18 protein-coding genes and 1 riboswitch are annotated in these 14,735 nt (G+C 70.4%); of the genes, 8 read left to right on the top strand and 10 right to left on the bottom strand.

The window, feature by feature from the left end:
- Positions 1 to 213 precede the first annotated feature (213 nt).
- On the top strand, positions 214 to 795 hold the full coding sequence (locus ACWDNU_RS29230; protein ID WP_009078853.1) for a MerR family transcriptional regulator: 582 nt from the start codon (positions 214 to 216) through the stop codon (positions 793 to 795).
- Positions 796 to 828: 33 nt separating this feature from the next.
- Positions 829 to 928, top strand: a riboswitch (glycine riboswitch).
- 215 nt (positions 929 to 1,143) lie between these two features.
- On the opposite strand, the gene ACWDNU_RS29225 is transcribed toward ACWDNU_RS29230, so the two are convergent.
- A complete protein-coding gene (locus tag ACWDNU_RS29225; protein ID WP_449671265.1) occupies positions 1,144 to 1,518 on the bottom strand; it encodes a nuclear transport factor 2 family protein in 375 nt (124 codons plus the stop codon).
- Between the two features lie 166 nt (positions 1,519 to 1,684).
- Between ACWDNU_RS29225 and ACWDNU_RS29220 the strand changes: the two genes are divergently transcribed.
- From ACWDNU_RS29220 to ACWDNU_RS29210, 3 genes are read left to right on the top strand one after another with little or no spacing between them, the layout of a single operon-like run.
- A complete protein-coding gene (locus tag ACWDNU_RS29220; protein ID WP_449671289.1) occupies positions 1,685 to 2,065 on the top strand; it encodes a nucleotidyltransferase family protein in 381 nt (126 codons plus the stop codon).
- Between the two features lie 57 nt (positions 2,066 to 2,122).
- The gene (locus ACWDNU_RS29215) at positions 2,123 to 2,698 is read left to right on the top strand and encodes a TetR/AcrR family transcriptional regulator (RefSeq protein WP_370936821.1); all 576 of its coding nucleotides are present in this window, start codon (positions 2,123 to 2,125) and stop codon (positions 2,696 to 2,698) included.
- 13 nt (positions 2,699 to 2,711) lie between these two features.
- A complete protein-coding gene (locus tag ACWDNU_RS29210; RefSeq protein WP_449671264.1) occupies positions 2,712 to 3,536 on the top strand; it encodes an NmrA family NAD(P)-binding protein in 825 nt (274 codons plus the stop codon).
- On the opposite strand, the gene ACWDNU_RS29205 is transcribed toward ACWDNU_RS29210, so the two are convergent.
- Positions 3,520 to 4,422 carry a LysR family transcriptional regulator gene (locus tag ACWDNU_RS29205; protein WP_449671263.1) on the bottom strand — a complete coding sequence of 301 codons (903 nt, stop codon included), beginning with the start codon at positions 4,420 to 4,422 and terminating at the stop codon, positions 3,520 to 3,522. The genes ACWDNU_RS29210 and ACWDNU_RS29205 overlap by 17 nt on opposite strands.
- A 70-nt stretch (positions 4,423 to 4,492) precedes the next feature.
- Between ACWDNU_RS29205 and ACWDNU_RS29200 the strand changes: the two genes are divergently transcribed.
- The 4 genes from ACWDNU_RS29200 to ACWDNU_RS29185 are packed head-to-tail and all read left to right on the top strand — an operon-like array spanning position 4,493 to position 7,558.
- Positions 4,493 to 5,182: a nitroreductase family protein gene (locus ACWDNU_RS29200; RefSeq protein ID WP_449671262.1), complete on the top strand. Its 690-nt coding sequence runs from the start codon at positions 4,493 to 4,495 to the stop codon at positions 5,180 to 5,182.
- 36 nt (positions 5,183 to 5,218) lie between these two features.
- A complete protein-coding gene (locus tag ACWDNU_RS29195; RefSeq protein ID WP_449671261.1) occupies positions 5,219 to 6,016 on the top strand; it encodes a helix-turn-helix domain-containing protein in 798 nt (265 codons plus the stop codon).
- Between the two features lie 20 nt (positions 6,017 to 6,036).
- Positions 6,037 to 7,023, top strand: a complete 987-nt coding sequence (locus tag ACWDNU_RS29190) for a zinc-dependent alcohol dehydrogenase (RefSeq protein ID WP_449671260.1) — start codon at positions 6,037 to 6,039, stop codon at positions 7,021 to 7,023.
- A gap of 40 nt (positions 7,024 to 7,063) precedes the next feature.
- On the top strand, positions 7,064 to 7,558 hold the full coding sequence (locus tag ACWDNU_RS29185) for a GNAT family N-acetyltransferase (RefSeq protein ID WP_449671259.1): 495 nt from the start codon (positions 7,064 to 7,066) through the stop codon (positions 7,556 to 7,558).
- A gap of 16 nt (positions 7,559 to 7,574) precedes the next feature.
- On the opposite strand, the gene ACWDNU_RS29180 is transcribed toward ACWDNU_RS29185, so the two are convergent.
- From ACWDNU_RS29180 to ACWDNU_RS29145, 8 genes are all read right to left on the bottom strand, one after another.
- The gene (locus tag ACWDNU_RS29180; protein ID WP_449671258.1) at positions 7,575 to 8,444 is read right to left on the bottom strand and encodes a class II glutamine amidotransferase; all 870 of its coding nucleotides are present in this window, start codon (positions 8,442 to 8,444) and stop codon (positions 7,575 to 7,577) included.
- Between the two features lie 116 nt (positions 8,445 to 8,560).
- Entirely contained in the window at positions 8,561 to 9,433 is an 873-nt protein-coding gene (locus tag ACWDNU_RS29175; RefSeq protein WP_449671257.1) for an alpha/beta fold hydrolase, read from the bottom strand.
- A 67-nt stretch (positions 9,434 to 9,500) separates the two neighbouring features.
- Positions 9,501 to 9,695, bottom strand: a complete 195-nt coding sequence (locus tag ACWDNU_RS29170; RefSeq protein ID WP_449671256.1) for a hypothetical protein — start codon at positions 9,693 to 9,695, stop codon at positions 9,501 to 9,503.
- A gap of 46 nt (positions 9,696 to 9,741) precedes the next feature.
- The gene (locus ACWDNU_RS29165) at positions 9,742 to 10,182 is read right to left on the bottom strand and encodes an SRPBCC family protein (protein ID WP_449671255.1); all 441 of its coding nucleotides are present in this window, start codon (positions 10,180 to 10,182) and stop codon (positions 9,742 to 9,744) included.
- A gap of 212 nt (positions 10,183 to 10,394) precedes the next feature.
- The gene (locus tag ACWDNU_RS29160; RefSeq protein WP_370936833.1) at positions 10,395 to 10,721 is read right to left on the bottom strand and encodes an STAS domain-containing protein; all 327 of its coding nucleotides are present in this window, start codon (positions 10,719 to 10,721) and stop codon (positions 10,395 to 10,397) included.
- Between the two features lie 32 nt (positions 10,722 to 10,753).
- Positions 10,754 to 11,845, bottom strand: coding sequence for a cobalamin B12-binding domain-containing protein (locus ACWDNU_RS29155; protein WP_449671254.1), 1,092 nt, complete (start codon positions 11,843 to 11,845; stop codon positions 10,754 to 10,756).
- The gene (locus tag ACWDNU_RS29150) at positions 11,842 to 13,389 is read right to left on the bottom strand and encodes a PP2C family protein-serine/threonine phosphatase (RefSeq protein WP_449671253.1); all 1,548 of its coding nucleotides are present in this window, start codon (positions 13,387 to 13,389) and stop codon (positions 11,842 to 11,844) included. The genes ACWDNU_RS29155 and ACWDNU_RS29150 overlap by 4 nt, the downstream gene beginning before the upstream one ends.
- 300 nt (positions 13,390 to 13,689) lie before the next feature.
- Positions 13,690 to 14,511 (bottom strand): GAF and ANTAR domain-containing protein, encoded by an 822-nt coding sequence (locus ACWDNU_RS29145; RefSeq protein ID WP_449671252.1) that lies wholly within the window; start codon positions 14,509 to 14,511, stop codon positions 13,690 to 13,692.
- Positions 14,512 to 14,735 lie beyond the last annotated feature (224 nt).

The raw sequence follows: 14,735 nt of genomic DNA, 5'->3' as shown, positions 1-14,735 counted from the left end.
CGAACGGGCCAAAGCCTCGACACGGCCTTGAGGTCCGCCGCGCGTCGCGTTGACCGGCTCGCGGCGCAGCCTTACCGTCAAAGGCGGTAAATCGCCACGATGTGATTCGCCGACCCGGCGCGCTCGTGGCAGTTTTCCCCGGCCGATCCCGATCCTGGGCTCGACCGGCCTGTCGAACGCCCTGCCGCGAGGCCGGGCGAGGGGAGGCTTGCGGTGGTCGAGGCTGGTCGTCCGGAGATACCTGCCGGACCTGTCGCCGACGGCGAGCAGGGCGAGCTGTTCCCCGACGCCTCGCTGCCCGACGAACTGGTCGGCTACCGCGGTCCCGCGGCCTGCCAGATCGCCGGGATCACCTATCGCCAGCTGGACTACTGGGCGCGCACGAAGCTGGTCGCGCCCAGCATCCGGACGGCGCACGGTTCGGGGTCGCAGCGGCTGTACTCGTTCAAGGACATCCTGGTCCTCAAGGTCGTGAAACGCCTGCTGGACACCGGGGTCTCGCTGCAGAACATCCGCGTCGCGGTGGACCACCTGCGCGTGCGCGGGGTGCGCGACCTGGCGAAGGTCACGCTGTTCTCCGACGGCACCACGGTGTACGAATGCACCTCGCCGGAGGAGATCGTGGATCTGCTCCAGGGCGGCCAGGGCGTGTTCGGCATCGCGGTCAGCGGGGCGATGCAGGAGATCAGCGGCACGATCCACGAGTTCCCGGCCGAGCGCGCCGACGGCGGTCTGGTCGAGGCCGTCGTGCCGGACGAGCTGACCCAGCGCCGCAACGCCCGCCGCACCGGCTGATCTTCCTCCGCGCTAGACTGGGCGCGCGATCGACGATCCCGCGCGGGAGAGACCGGACCGGCATCCCCGGTACGGCGCCGAAGGAGCAAGTCCTCCCCGGAACCTCTCAGGCACCCTGGACCGCGCGGACGAGACGCCTCTGGAAAGCGCATCGGCAGGAGACCACCAGCCGGTGCCGCCGACGGTGCAAGCCCGCGTATCCACGCGGGTGAAACTCTCAGGCGCCCCTCGGGGTACGGACAGAGTGGGGAGGGCCTTCTCGCGTGCGCGCCGGTCGAGGTTCAGACCTCCCGGGTGGTCTGAACCTCGTGGATGTGGTCAAGACCACATCTCGGCGTTTTCGGTCGGTCAGCCCGGAATCTTGTCCAGGAACCCGTGCACCTTGGCGATCCGGCCGTCGGCGATCTCGATGACGTCGAACCCGATCGCGATCGGCTCGGGGTTGCCCGGGGCCGACAGATACCACTGGAACCGCGCGAGATCGTGGTGCGCGTCCGGCTCCGCGGGCAGGCTGAAGACGAGTCCGGCGAACTGCGCCTGCGCGCCGCCGATGAATCCGTCGATCTCGTCCTGTCCGGCGACCGCGCCGAGCGGATCGGTGTAGGTCGCGCCCGGCGCGAAGACCTCCGAGACGAGCTGGCGCCGCCGCTGCGGGTCGGTCTCGTTCCAGACGTCGAGGTAGCGGCGGGCGACGTCGGCTGCGGTCGGTGCGGTGGTGGTCATCGCGGGATTCTCCTTGTGTCGTCCGGGTTTTCGGTCTCCCGGTTTCGGTAGGGCCAAGCTTGTCCGAACGGCGGCGGCTGGTCGATTACGCGGGAGGTAATCGGTTCGCCGTGCTGAACCGGGGCATGGATTACGGCCGTCTGCCGATCGACCGGCAACTGGGGAAATTCCGCGAGATCGTGACCCGCAACTGTTCTACTTCGACGATTCGGATCTCAGCTGGGAAGCGGAGAACTCGGTCATCGAGGAGGGCGCGCGGAGGTTCGGGGATCTCCCGATCACGGTGGAAATCCGCAACGAGGCGCGGGTGCATCTCTGGTACGAGGACCGCTTCGGCGACTCCTTTCCGTCCACGACGCCGTGTCTCGGGATTCGGCTGGACAGCGAAGGGGAGTGGCAGGTCTACGCGCCGCACGGGTTCGCCGACCTGTTCAACCTCGTCGTGCGGCCGAATCCCGGGCACGCGCCGCGGAGCAGTTACGAGGCGAAAGCCCGGCGGTGGCAACAACAATGGCCCGCACTGACTGTCTTGCCGTGGCCCAGTTGACGCGCGCCTCGGATACGGCGTACTTTCGATACGAAACAGTATCGTATCGAAAGTGGGATGGGCGTGTCGGATTCGCCAGTCGTGGGCAGGCCGCGCGATGCCCGGCGGGACGTCGCGATTCACGAGGCCGCCCTGGCGGTGCTGACTGAGGTCGGCTACGACCAGCTGTCCATCGAGGCGATCGCGGCGCGGGCGGGCGTGGCCAAGACGACGATTTACCGGCGGTACCGCGACAAAGCGGCCCTCGTCGCGGCGGCGGTGGAGCAGCGGCAAGGCTCCGCTCCGCCCGAACCCGTCGCCGGGGGATTGCGGGAGAACCTGCTGGCCGTCGTGGGGTGGCTGGCGCGCGAGATCGAGGAGCAGGAGATCGGCTTGCTGGGCGCGCTGTTCGCGGGCATGCGCGGCGATGTCCGGCTCGCCGACGAGATGCGCCGGATCCTGCGCCGGGACCAAGCGGCGATGGCGGATCGGCTGCCGGGCGAAGAACTGGCTCCTGGTGCGGCCGCATTGTTCGCCGAGGTCGCGCCCGCGGTGATCGTGCACCGGATCGTCTTCGCCGGAGAGCAGTGCGACGACCGGTTCGTGCGGCATCTCGTGGACGACATTCTGCTGCCGTTGCTGCGAAAGCATTGAGGGGAGTTCGGACATGATCATCATCACCGGAGCAACTGGCGCGCTCAACGGGGCGACGGTGGAGCACCTTCTCAAACTGGTCCCGGCGGAGGAGGTCGGCGTCAGCGTCCGGGATGTCGCCAAGGCACAGCATTTCGCCGACCGGGGTGTGCGAGTGCGGCAGGGTTCCTATGAGGACCGGGCGGCGTTGCGGCATTCCTTTGAAGGAGCCGAAAAGGTGCTGCTCGTCTCTTCGAATGATCCGCATGCGGACGGGGTCAGCTTGCATCGAGCGGGCATCGAGGCGGCGGCAGCGGCTGGGGCGCAACGGATTCTGTACACCAGCCACCAGAATTCCCGAATGGACACTCCATTCCCTCCGGGTCCGGAGCATGCCGCGACCGAACGGATTCTCGCCGAGTCCGGGGTCTCGTGGACGGCGCTGCGCAACGGGTTCTATGCGCACAGCATCGGTTGGCTGCTCGGGAACTGGCGGGAGACCGGAGTGATCTCGGCACCAGCGGACGGCGCGGTCTCCTGGACGGACCGGGCGGATGCTGCCGAAGCGGCGGCGGTGATTCTGGCCGGTGACAGTGTGTTCGACGGTCCGGTGACGTTGACCGCGCGGCAGGCGGTGACGTTCGACGACGTGGCTGAGATCGCCTCGCGGGTCTCCGGGCGCGAGGTGAAACGCGTGGTCGTGGACGACGACGAGTGGATCGCAGGCGAACCTGAGGAGATCGGGCGGATGAAGCTCTCGATGTTCCAGGCGGCCCGCCGAGGTCATTTCGCGGAGACGAGTCCGGTGCTGGCCGAGCTGCTCGGCCGCGAGCCGCGCAGCCTTACGCTCCAGAGCTGAAGAACTCTCGGCAGAAGGTGCGGAACGTTTCGGCGCGGCGGGTCAAGCGAGCGCCCTCCGCGCGGGCCAGGACGACGGGCGTCGTCGGGACTCGCTCACGCAATGGACGTACCGCGAAGGGCGTGCCTTCAACGGAAAGCTCCAACGGCGGGCGCTGCACCGACAGCGTGTAGCCGAGCCCTCGGGCCACCAACGCCCGCGCGAGTTCGAAGCTCGTCGTGCGGTGCGCGACCGGCATGGGCAGGCCGACGGAGGCGAAGACGTCGCGGAAATAGCGTTCCGACGGCGGTACGTCCAGCAGGATGAACGGCTCGTCCGCCAAGGCGCGCAACGAAACCGTCTTGCGGCGCGCCAGGGGATGGTCCGGCGGGAGGAGCACGCTCGGCGGCTGGTCGTACAGCTTGTCCACCGCGATCCCCGGCACGAGGTCTTGCCGGTACAGCACGGCCAGGTCGCAGCGGCCCTCCAGCAGGAGGTGCTGCAGGTCCGGGAGAGTGCCCTCGACGAACGTGACGTCGACTTCCGGATGCTGGGTCCGGAAGGTCGCCAGCGCGGCGGGCACGTGCAGCGGCGCGAGGGGCGTGTAGCAGCCGAAATTCAGGCGTCCGGCGAGATCTTGGCCGTAGTCGCGGGCGGTCGTGCCCAGCTCGGCGACCGACGTGAGCACCGCGCGGGCCTCGCCGACGACCTGGCGGCCGGCGTCGGTCAGCGCGGTCGTCCGGCCGGGGCCGCGCAGGATGAGCTGCACGCCCAAAGTCCGTTCCAGCGAAGCGATCGCCAGCGACACCGCGGACTGCGACACGTGACAGCTGTCCGCCGCCGCGGTGAGTCCGCCGGTGTCGGCGACCGCGACCAGATACTCGAGCTGGCGCAACGAGGGAGACATGAGGTCAGCTTATGTCCTTCACCAGAAATGTGAACTGGACCGATGACCGCCGGCGCGGCAGGGTCGGAGCATGACCCGGCACCAGCACCCGTTCGTCCCGTACGTGCCGCCTCGGCTGTCCCCGGAGGAAAGCCTCGCGCGCGGGCGGGAGCTGTACCGGCTGCTCGACCGGCGCCGGTCGGTCCGCTGGTTCTCCCCGGACCCGGTGCCGCTCGAGGCGATCGAGACCGCGGTGCGGATCGCGAACACCGCGCCGAGCGGGGCGCACCACCAGCCGTGGACGTTCGTCGCGACCGCGGACCCGGAGGTGAAACGCGCGGTGCGCGAGGCGGCCGAGGTCGAGGAGCGGAAGTTCTACCGGGAGCGCAACGCGCCGGACTGGCACGCGGCGCTCGCCCGGCTCGAAACCGACGAGCACAAGGAGTTCCTCGAGGTCGCGCCGTGGCTGGTGGTCGCGTTCGCGCAGAAGAGCACGCCGCTGCCGGACGGTTCGCTGCGGAAGAACTACTACGTCAACGAGAGCGTCGGCATCGCGTGCGGCATGTTCATCACCGCGCTGCACACCATGGGCCTCGCGACGCTCACCCACACCCCGAACCCGATGGGCTTCCTCAACGAGGTCTTCGAACGCCCGGTCACCGAACGGCCGTACATCCTGTTCCCGGTCGGCTATCCCGCGCCGGACTGCGAGGTGCCCGACCTCGACCGCAAACCGCTCGGCGAGGCGCTGGTGGTGCACGCGCCGTTACCTCGGGGGTAATGGTCTCCCGGCCGGCGAGGCCGTAGCGTCGGCCGGGTGACGACTACGGTGAAGGCCCCGGTCGGCGAACTGCTCCGGGAATGGCGCGACCGCCGCCGCATCAGCCAGCTCGACCTCGCGATCTCGGCGGACATCTCGACGCGCCACCTGAGCTTCGTGGAGACCGGAAGGTCCAAGCCGAGCCGGGACATGGTGCTGCGGCTGGGCGAGCACCTCGACATCCCGCTGCGCGAACGGAACCGCCTGCTGCTGGCTGCGGGCTACGCACCGGCGTACGGCGAGTCCGACATCGGGGCGCCGGAGATGACCGTGATCCGCGAAGCCGTTCGGCGGCTGCTGGCCGGACACGACCCGTATCCGGCGGCGGTGGTCGACCGCGGCTGGAACCTCGTCGACGCCAACCTGAGTCTTGGGGTGCTCACCGAAGGCATCGCACCGGACCTGCTGACCGGGCCGGTGAACGTCCTCCGTGCGACGCTGCACCCGGACGGGATGGCGCCGCGGGTGCTCAATCTGGGGGAGTGGCGGGGGCATCTGCTGGGACGGTTGCGGCGTCAGGTGGAGCAGACCGCGGATGCCGGGCTGGCGGAGTTGCTGGAGGAGCTGCGCGGGTATCCGTGCGATGACGAGGTCCCGGAGGTCGAGGTCCCTGGGCCGGGCGACATTTTCGTGCCGCTGCGGTACCGGCAGGGGGATCTGGAGCTGACGTTCTTCAGCACGGTGGCGACTTTCGGGACTCCGTTGGACGTGACGGTCGCGGAGCTGGTGATCGAGTCGTTCTACCCGGCCGATCCGGCGACGGCGGCCTTCCTGCGCGAGCGCGTGACCGGCTGAACGCCGTTACGATCGGGACCATGCGGGCGTTCGTGGTGACCGGGCCGGGGGAGGCGGGTCCGGCCGAGGTGCCGGAGCCGGTCGCCGGGGTCGGCGAGGTGGTCGTCGACGTGGAGCGGGCCGGAGTCTGCGGCACGGACGTCGAGTTCTTCACCGGCGAGATGCAGTACCTCGCCGACGGCCACGCGCGGTACCCGATGCGGCTCGGCCACGAATGGTGCGGCACGGTGTCCGAGACCGGTCCCGGCGTGCATCCTGCGTGGGTCGGCCGCCGCGTCACCGGCGACACGATGCTCGGCTGTGGGGACTGCCGACGCTGCCGGGGCGGCCACCAGCACGTCTGCGAGCACCGGCAGGAGGTCGGCATCCGAGGCGGCCGGGCGGGAGCATTGGCGGAACGTCTCGCCGTGCCGGTGCGATCGCTGCACGAGCTGCCGGACGCGCTGGATCCCGTCGCGGGCGCGCTGGTCGAACCGGGCGGCAACGCGTGCCGCGCGGCGCGGGCGGCGGCGGGGGAGCGGGTGCTGGTTCTCGGGCCGGGGACGATCGGGTTGCTCACCGCGCTGTTCCTCCAGGCCGCGGGCAGCGAGGTGCATCTCGTGGGCGCGACGCCGTGGTCGGTGGAATTCGCGCGCGGCTTGGGTTTCTCGGCTGGGACGAGCATTCCGGAGCCGCCGTTCGACGCGGTCGTGGACGCGACGGGCGATCCCGCGGCTCCGGCCCTCGCCGCGGAGATGGTCGAACCGGCGGGGCGGGTTGTCTACATCGGACTCGCGGGGCGGCCGAGCCTGCTCGACACGCGGGCGTTGGCGTTGAAGGACGTTACGGCGATCGGGGTGCTGAGCGGGTCGCCGGGATTGGCGCAGGCGATCGACGCGTACGCGTCCGGCGAGGTCGATCCGCGGCCGTTGGTGGCGGCGACGGTCGGGCTGGGCGAGGTCGCGGCGGTGCTCGGCGGGGAGCGGCCGCCGGGGGCGCCGAAGATCCACGTCGACCCGCGCCGGTAACTAGGTTGCTTGGCGGGCGCGGAAACGAGAGGCTCGGGGCATGAGTGCCGACCTGACTTTCCGCCAGCCGACCGAAGACGACCACGCCCGCGTGCTTGCCGCGCTGGGCCCGTGGTGGGGCGGGCTGAAGGGCGAAGCCGGTGCGAAGGAGCGCGCGTTGCTGGTGCCGCGCCTGTACTTCCAGCACTTCACCACGACCAGCCGCCTGGTCGAGCGTCCGGACGGGACGCTCGCGGCGTTCCTGATCGGCTTCGTCTCGCAAACCGACCCGGACACCGCGTACATCCACTTCGTCGGCGTCGACCCGGAGTTGCACGGGCAGGGGATCGGCCGGTCGTTGTACGAGTGGTTCTTCGGCCGGGTGCGGGAATCGGGGGTGCGGAAGGTCAAGTGCATCACGAGCCCGCAGAACACCGCTTCGCGCGCTTATCACGCGAGGCTCGGGTTCGAGGTCTCCGAGGTGCTGCTGGACTACGACGGGCCTGGGCTGGACCGGGTCGCGTTCACTCGCAGCCTGGCCGACGAAGCGGCCTGAAGCCGTTGCGGCAGGGTCACCGGCCTTGCTGGGACGCACCGGTGCGGGCCCCGAGGTCGTCGGGGGTGAGCGGGTGCCGGGGCGGCTGGTCGAGCACGATCCGGCGGGTCGCGGTCTGATCCGGGCCGACGTGCAGGAGTTCGCCGGGCCGGAGGTGCTGCCAGGCGGGGTCGTCGTCCATCCGTTCGCTGGCGACGACGACGGCGCGACGATCGGCGAGACCGCTGGAGCGCGCCCGGATCCGCCCGGCGGCGCTGGCGTGTTCGAGCCGCCGGTCACCGTGCGGCCCGCCGGGGCAGCGCTGCAGGACCCAGAGATCGTGCGTGTCCGGGTAGCGCAGTGCCCACAGTTCGGTCGGCGTGGTGAGAATCAGGTTGATCGCGTACACGGGCAGATTGGCGGCGGCCCAGCGTGCGGCGGCGGCGATCCCGGCGCTGACGTTGCCGCCGCGGGCTTCGGTTTCCTTGGTGACGAGGGCGAAAAACCGTTCTGAGTCGGTGTCGCCCTCGACGAGGTCCCGGCAGTCGCCGAGCCGTTCTTCCAACCGGGGCAGGTCACCGATGACGCCGTTGTGGGCGAAAAGGCGTCCGTGCTGGACGAAGGGATGGGTATTGGCCGGTTCGAGGCCGCCGGTCGAGGCGTAGCGGATGCGGGCGAGGAAGGTCGCCGATTCGCAATGCTTTGCCTCGTAAGCGAACTTCTCGTCCTCGTAGGCGGCGAACGGCTGTTTCCGCACTTGCGGGGAGCCGTCCGCGTCGAACACGCCGAGCCCCGTCCCGTCGGGCTCGCGCCGGCTCTGGACGGCGAGGCTGTCGGGCGCTTCGAGCAGCCAGAACGTGGCGTGCACGCGCTGCGGGGCAGCGGACAGACCAAACAGACGGCACATTCCGGAACCCTTCCCGCTGGCTGTTCGTCGTCGGGTCGTTCGGGATGATTCTGGGCGCGATCGAGCAGGCGAACGTCTCCTCATTTGTCGCTGTCGGCAGGACTGCGCGCGCGGTCTTACGTCGCTTTGAGCGGATCGAGGAAATCCGCGACAGAAGCGGAGACCGCGTCGGGCGCCAGTTCGGCCATGTGGTGACCGGAGTCGATGCCGTGCCCGCGCACGTCCTCGGCCCACTCCCGCCAGATGCGCAGGGGATCGCCGTAGAGGTCTTCCAGATCGTCGCGCAGGGACCACAGGACGAGCACTGGTTGCTTGAGCTTCCGGCCGGCGGCGCGGTCGGCTAGTTCGTCGCGGTAGTCCACGGTGAGACCGGCGCGGTAGTCCTCGAGCATGCCGCGGACGACTTCCGGGTCCCGCGTCGCCGCGCGCCATTCGGCGTGGTTTTCGCGGCCCATTTTTTCGGGGTCGCCGCGGTACCACGAGTCGGGGTCGGCGTTGATCACGCGCTCCGGGGTTTCGGGCTGGGCGAAGAAGAACCAGTGCCACCACTCGGTCGCGAACTTCGGGGTGATCCGGCCAAGGTGTTCGCTGATCGGAAGGCAGTCGGCCAGCACCGCCCGGAGCACGCGGTCCGGGCGGTCGAGGGCCATGCGGAGGGCGAGGCAGCTGCCCCGGTCGTGCCCGACGACGGCGAACTGTTCGTGGCCGAGCGCGCGCATCACCGCCAGCAGCCGTTGCGCGCTTGCCCGTTTGGAGTGCGGCTCGTGGTCCTCGGCGGGTTCGGGCTTCCCGGACCGGCCGTATCCGGGGAGGTCGGCGCACACGACCGTGAATCCGCGTTCCGCCAACTGAGGCGCGACCCGATGCCAGGTCGCCGAGGTGCGGGGATGGCCGTGCAACAGCAGGACCGGCGGGCCGCTTCCCGCGTGCCGCACGAAAACGGGGCAACCGGCGCCGTCCACCGTCTCGGTCGTGAAACCCTCGAACATGGATTCGCTCTCCCCAGGTTTCGTTGCGGCAAGCCATGAAGGTCATGGGCCGCGACATCGCGGGCGGTCATCGGCGGCGGCGCGCGGCGACCATCGGCACGGCCAAGATGCCCAACGACAGCACGATGATGATGACGACGCCCACGATGTCCCCGTCCGGCAGCAGGGGCCGGATCACGAATGTGTAGACAGCCCACCAAGCCGCCAAGAGGAGCGCCCGCGCCACAAGGGCACGCCGTGGGTGTCCCTTGAGAAAAGCCACGGTCACTCCTGTGCCGATCCTGTTGTGAGCCCGGGCGCCGGCTTGGTCAGCGGGCTTCGATGACGGTCCGGAACTGCTCCGCGGCCCGCTCGACCTTCTTCTGCGGGTCGGCCAGCAGCGACGCGACCGCTTCGCCCAGTTTGCCCGCCGGAGGCTCGTACTCGAGGGAGATCTCGACACCGGTGCGGCCGTCGCCCTTGTCGTCGAACCGGACGACGCCGGAGTTGCGCACGTCCGGGTCCGCGTCGTCCACAGTGGTCCAGGCGATTGTGCGCGGGGGCGCGTCCTCGGCGATCCGGGTCTCCCATTCCACTGTGGACCCCGCCGGTCCGTCGACCTTCCAGCGGGTGCGCGTCTCGTCGCCGTCCACGGCCTCGACCGACCGGACGTCGGAGAACAGTTCCGGCAGCCGCGTCAGGGGCCGCCACCAGTCGTAGCAGGCCTGGGCTGGGGCGTTGACCTCGACGTAATGCGCTGCAGCAGCCATGGCGCCTTTCCTCGGAGATTCTGCGGAGTCTTGCCGAGTTCTCCGGCTACCCGGCCGGACGGGAGAGCAAACGCGCCGCGCGAGTGCCCAGCGTGCCGCGCTTCCGCGGAAGACGGCCGTAGCGCGCCACGCCCAGTTCGATCGTGCGTCGCCCGCAGGACGTCATCGGCCGGGCCAAGGGCATCTTGAGGCGGGGCAAGCGGTGCGGCTTCTCAGGGATCTCGGTGTCGCTGAGCGTTTTCGGCGGCCGACCCGGTGAAATGGGCCACGAGATTCGTGCGCCGGAGCAGCCGGTCGAATTCCGGCGACCGGTCGTCCAGGTGCAGCGCCGCGCCGGCTGAGCGGACCAGCCGGTCGACCATGAGCAAGGCGGCCAGACCCGACGAGTCGCAAAAGGACAGTCCGCCGCAGTCGAGGCGGACGGTGCGGCAATCCGGTTGCGCGGCCAGCATTTCCCGGGTCGCGCCGATGAGTGCGGGCTGGCTGTCGTAGTCGAGTTCGCCGGTGACGGTCAGGCGCGCGATGCCTGGGTGCGGCATGCTCCACGTGCAAGCGAGCGGGTGCGGCGGCATCATGGGCGGCTTTCAAGATGGTCGTTGGGCCGGAGAAGTTCGGCCTGCGCGCGGTCGAGGGTGGCGCGGGCCCGGGGGAAGTCCCGCAGTTCCGCGCCGAGGACGTCCAGTGCGGGCGTCAGATAGCCGGACGGGACGCCGCGGGCGGCGAGGATGTCGGCGGTCCAGCGCAGGAAACCCGTGAACAGCTCGGGATCGTCGACGTAGACCGACGTCTTGAGGTAGTCGACGATGCTCGCCAGATCCTCGACGGTGTGCTGCAGCTGGAGTTCGCTGTAGCGGGCCACCGCGGGGATCCGTTCGCGCAGCCCGGCGAGCGCGGCCTTCACCAGCTGGGGCGAGGTTCGCGAGATCATGGTGTATTCCTGGTCGAGCAGGTGCGGCAGATCGTCCACGGCCTGGTGCGCGCCGCGGGGCGCGCCCAGCGGTTGCCCGGCGAGGAGGTCGGCGGCGGCGCGAGCGTCGGGCGCCCAGGCGTCGGCGCCGAACAGGCGGGCATAGCGGCCGTCCGTTCCGAACGCGGCGCCGCCCGCGATGACCGGGACGCCGGCGGCTTGGCACGCGGTGATCGTCGCGTGCGCGGCGGGCAGCCGCGTCGGGATCGAGCCGGACAGTGCGACAGCGTCCGGGCCGGTGCGGTGCACGTCGGCGATCAGGTGCGACGCCGGGACCTGCGCGCCGAGGTAGTCGACCCGGAACCCGCGCGACCGCAGCACTTCGGCCAGCAGCCGGGCGGGCAGCGCGTGCCATTCCCCGTCCACGCAGGCGACGGTCACCCGGGCGAGCGGAGGACCGGACGACGGGCCGGAGGCGAGGCTCACGGCGGCGACCACCCGGTCGTTGATCGCGGTGACGGCATGTTCCCGGGTCACGGTCAGCCGGTTGGCCGCCCACTCCTCGCCGACTTTCCGCTGCACCGCGCCGATCACGTCGAGCAGGACGGTTTCGGTGTCCATTCCGGACTCGAGGGCCCGGAGCGCGATGCCGCCCGCCGCGTGTTCGTCGCCGTCGGCGGCCGCGGTCCAGAGCTGGGCGGCGACGTCCTCGACGGACAGCGACGGGTCGGTGCGAGGCTTGCTCGAGGCGGTCATGCGGCGGTGTACCTGCCGCGGCTCGAGCCGCCGACCGCCGACAGGTGCTGGCCGCGAGGCGCGGCGATCACGACGACTGCCATGTCGTCGTGATCGCGTTCGCGAGCCCATTCGGCGGCGAGCATGTGGACGTGCTCGGCGATCGCCTCCGCCGGCATGCCCGCGCACCGGGTCAGCGCCTCGTGCAGGCGCTCCTCGCCGAACATCTGATCGCCCAGCGGACCGCCGCGCGCCTCGGTGATGCCGTCGGTGTAGAGCAGGCACGTCTCGCCGGGCGCGAGCGTGACTTCGACCGTGGTCGTGTCGATCTCGGGCAGCACGCCGACCACGGTGCCGACCGTGTCCACCACCTCGACCTCCCCGTTCGCGCGGACGATCAGCGGCGGCAGGTGCCCCGCGCACGTCAACCGCAGCCGAAGACCGGTGGCCAGCGGCGACACCGACGCGAGCGCGAGGGTGACGAAACGGGTGTGGTGGGAACTGAGCAGGGCGTCGTTGAGCATGCTGAGCACGCGATGGTGGTCCGAGGCCAGCGGCAGCAAGGCGTGCAGCGTGTTGCGGACCTTCCCGGTGAGCACCGCTGCTTCGACGCCTTTGCCGCACACATCGCCCAGCACCACGAGCGATTCCGGGCTGTCGCCCGCCGCCGGGTAGACGTCGTAGAAATCGCCGCCGACCCGTTCCGAGTCGAGCGCGGCGCGATACCGTCCCGCGAGCTCCGCGCCCGCGACCTCGTGCAGCACGGGCGGAAGCAGTTCGCGCATCAGCGTTTCGGTGATCGACGACTGCTGGGCGAACATCCGCGCGGCGGACATCGCCACTCCGGACCGGGCCGCGAACAACCGGGCGAAGATCTCCTCGTCCTCGCTGAACGCCGCGCGTTCGGCCTTTCGGAGGAGAACCAGCGCCCCGGCCGGGACGCCGTGGCCGGGCAAGGGCGTCACCACGATCGAGCCCACGTCGCCGAATCCCGGGGGGATCAGCCACGCCGGCGCGGACGCCGGGTCGATCCAGCGCGACGGGACCGGCGGAAACCCTTGCAGCGCCTCGGCGAGCCCGGGCACCTCGGACAGCTCGGCGGCGAGTTCGAGCTGCTCGGGTTCACGGCCTCGAACGCAGAGCACCGCCGGAACGCGGTGCTGTGCGGCCGGAGTGATCAGGAGCGCCGCGTCGGCGAGGTGCTGCACGGCCAGCTTTCCGGCGACCTGCATGCACCGCTGCAGATTCAGCGACCCCAGCAACGCGGTCGACGCCTCGGCGAGGAACTGCGCCCGCCGCCGCTCGGTGCGCAAGGCGGTCTCGGCGAGGCGCGCGTCGGTGTTCTCCGTCAGCCACCAGGTGATCGTTCCGTCATCGTGCGTTACCGGGTGCACCTCGTAGCTGCGATCCCAGCTGTCCTCGGCACCGCGTACGCCTTCGATACCGCCGTCCGGCCAGCCGGCTATCGCTTCGGCGAGCACCGCGCCCGGCGCAGCTTGAGGAAACAGCCGTTCGGCCGCGGCATTGAGCGCGACGACCGTGCCGTCGGCATCAGTGACCAGCACAGGGCAGGGTGCTGAACTCCACCTAGATACGACATCCGCGGAAAGGTCCGCCCGTTTCAGATCCGCCACGAGCGGTCCTTCACCCCGTTTTCGTCTAGCGGACGGTGCCGTCCGGAGAGCCAAAGCCCCGGATACCCGCCCGCGGCCGTCTCAAACCTCGTTTTCCGGGCAGCGGCCCAGGCGGCTCCGCCGGCTTCGGGTCTTGACCGGCGGAGCCTGGAGCCGGGTCTCCTGCGCGCCGAAGACCAACTCTGCTCACCGGCTACCCGTTCGTGAGGAATTCACGCGGCCCGTCCGGGTTCAGACGTCGAGTTCCTGGTGCCGCTCGGCCACGGTGTGGGCGAGGTCGACCAGTTTGACGTTGAGGTCCTGGGACGTGCGGCGCAGGATGTCGAACGCCGCGTCGGCCGAGATGCCGCGGCGGTTCATCAGGATGCCCTTGGCCTGGCCGATCAGGTCCCGGCTGTCGACGGCGCGCTTGAGATGGATTTCCTTGAGCGCGGCCGCGGTGTGCGCGGCCGATCCGGCGAGGGCGAGCGACGCGTGGGAAGCCAGCACGAGCGCGTTGTCGACGGCGGCGTCGTCGAAGGCCCCGGCCCGGCGGCTGTAGAGGTTGATCGCACCGGGCGGCAGGTCGGATTTGAGATCCGGCAGCAGGGTCGAGGCCAGCAGGGAGCCGAACCCGAAGTCCCCGGCGCGCCTGCCGAATTCGGGGAACGCCTCCGAGTCCGGGAGGTTGTTGGCCAGCGCGTACCCAGGCCGGCCTTGCAGCGCGGCCTCCAGGCACGGTCCTTCGCCGGTCTGGTACTGGACGCGGTCCAGTTCCTCGGCGGTCGCGTCCGTGCAGACCGGCGTGTGGAACCCGCCGTCGGCCGAGCGCAGGGTGATGCTGGCCAGGTCCGCCTCCGGGACGATCCGCAGCGCGGCGGACACCACGCGCTCCATCGCTTCGTGCAGGGAGCCCGCGCCGAGCAGGTGCACCGCGAGCGCGCCGAACCGCTGCGCCAGCGGTCCTTCGGCGGCGACCCCGGACCGGGCCCAGCCCTCGACGGCCGGTTCCGCGCAGAACGCGATCCGGTCCGCCTCCCAGTCTTCGGCGTCTCTTGTGCCGACCTCAGTCACCGCGGCCTCCTTTTTCCCTGCCCAGCGCCACCGCCGAACTTTACCGGCACGCGGGAACGGGCCGGCGGACCGACGACCGGCGCTTCAGCGCGGCGAGGAGGGAGGCCGGGTCCGGCGAGGCTCGCGACGCGGCGGCGGCCGGAACCGAAGCCGTACGAAATCACCACGGATCTCGACACCGTCGGCGTCTACGATTTCGGCGGCAAGCTCGCCGATTCGATGAC

This window comes from Amycolatopsis sp. NPDC003676, from assembly GCF_053587275.1.
This window is presented reverse-complemented; position numbering and strand designations above follow the sequence as displayed.

What these genes read in the sequence shown, in the direction of transcription:
- ACWDNU_RS29215 (WP_370936821.1), top strand. Translation starts at nt 2,123, where the DNA reads ATGGGCGTGTCGGATTCGCCAGTCGTGGGCAGGCCGCGCGATGCCCGG.
- ACWDNU_RS29205 (WP_449671263.1), bottom strand. Translation starts at nt 4,422, where the DNA reads ATGTCTCCCTCGTTGCGCCAGCTCGAGTATCTGGTCGCGGTCGCCGAC.
- ACWDNU_RS29180 (WP_449671258.1), bottom strand. Translation starts at nt 8,444, where the DNA reads ATGTGCCGTCTGTTTGGTCTGTCCGCTGCCCCGCAGCGCGTGCACGCC.
- ACWDNU_RS29185 (WP_449671259.1), top strand. Translation starts at nt 7,064, where the DNA reads ATGAGTGCCGACCTGACTTTCCGCCAGCCGACCGAAGACGACCACGCC.
- ACWDNU_RS29225 (WP_449671265.1), bottom strand. Translation starts at nt 1,518, where the DNA reads ATGACCACCACCGCACCGACCGCAGCCGACGTCGCCCGCCGCTACCTC.
- ACWDNU_RS29200 (WP_449671262.1), top strand. Translation starts at nt 4,493, where the DNA reads ATGACCCGGCACCAGCACCCGTTCGTCCCGTACGTGCCGCCTCGGCTG.
- ACWDNU_RS29165 (WP_449671255.1), bottom strand. Translation starts at nt 10,182, where the DNA reads ATGGCTGCTGCAGCGCATTACGTCGAGGTCAACGCCCCAGCCCAGGCC.
- ACWDNU_RS29190 (WP_449671260.1), top strand. Translation starts at nt 6,037, where the DNA reads ATGCGGGCGTTCGTGGTGACCGGGCCGGGGGAGGCGGGTCCGGCCGAG.
- ACWDNU_RS29155 (WP_449671254.1), bottom strand. Translation starts at nt 11,845, where the DNA reads ATGACCGCCTCGAGCAAGCCTCGCACCGACCCGTCGCTGTCCGTCGAG.
- ACWDNU_RS29160 (WP_370936833.1), bottom strand. Translation starts at nt 10,721, where the DNA reads ATGCCGCACCCAGGCATCGCGCGCCTGACCGTCACCGGCGAACTCGAC.
- ACWDNU_RS29210 (WP_449671264.1), top strand. Translation starts at nt 2,712, where the DNA reads ATGATCATCATCACCGGAGCAACTGGCGCGCTCAACGGGGCGACGGTG.
- ACWDNU_RS29175 (WP_449671257.1), bottom strand. Translation starts at nt 9,433, where the DNA reads ATGTTCGAGGGTTTCACGACCGAGACGGTGGACGGCGCCGGTTGCCCC.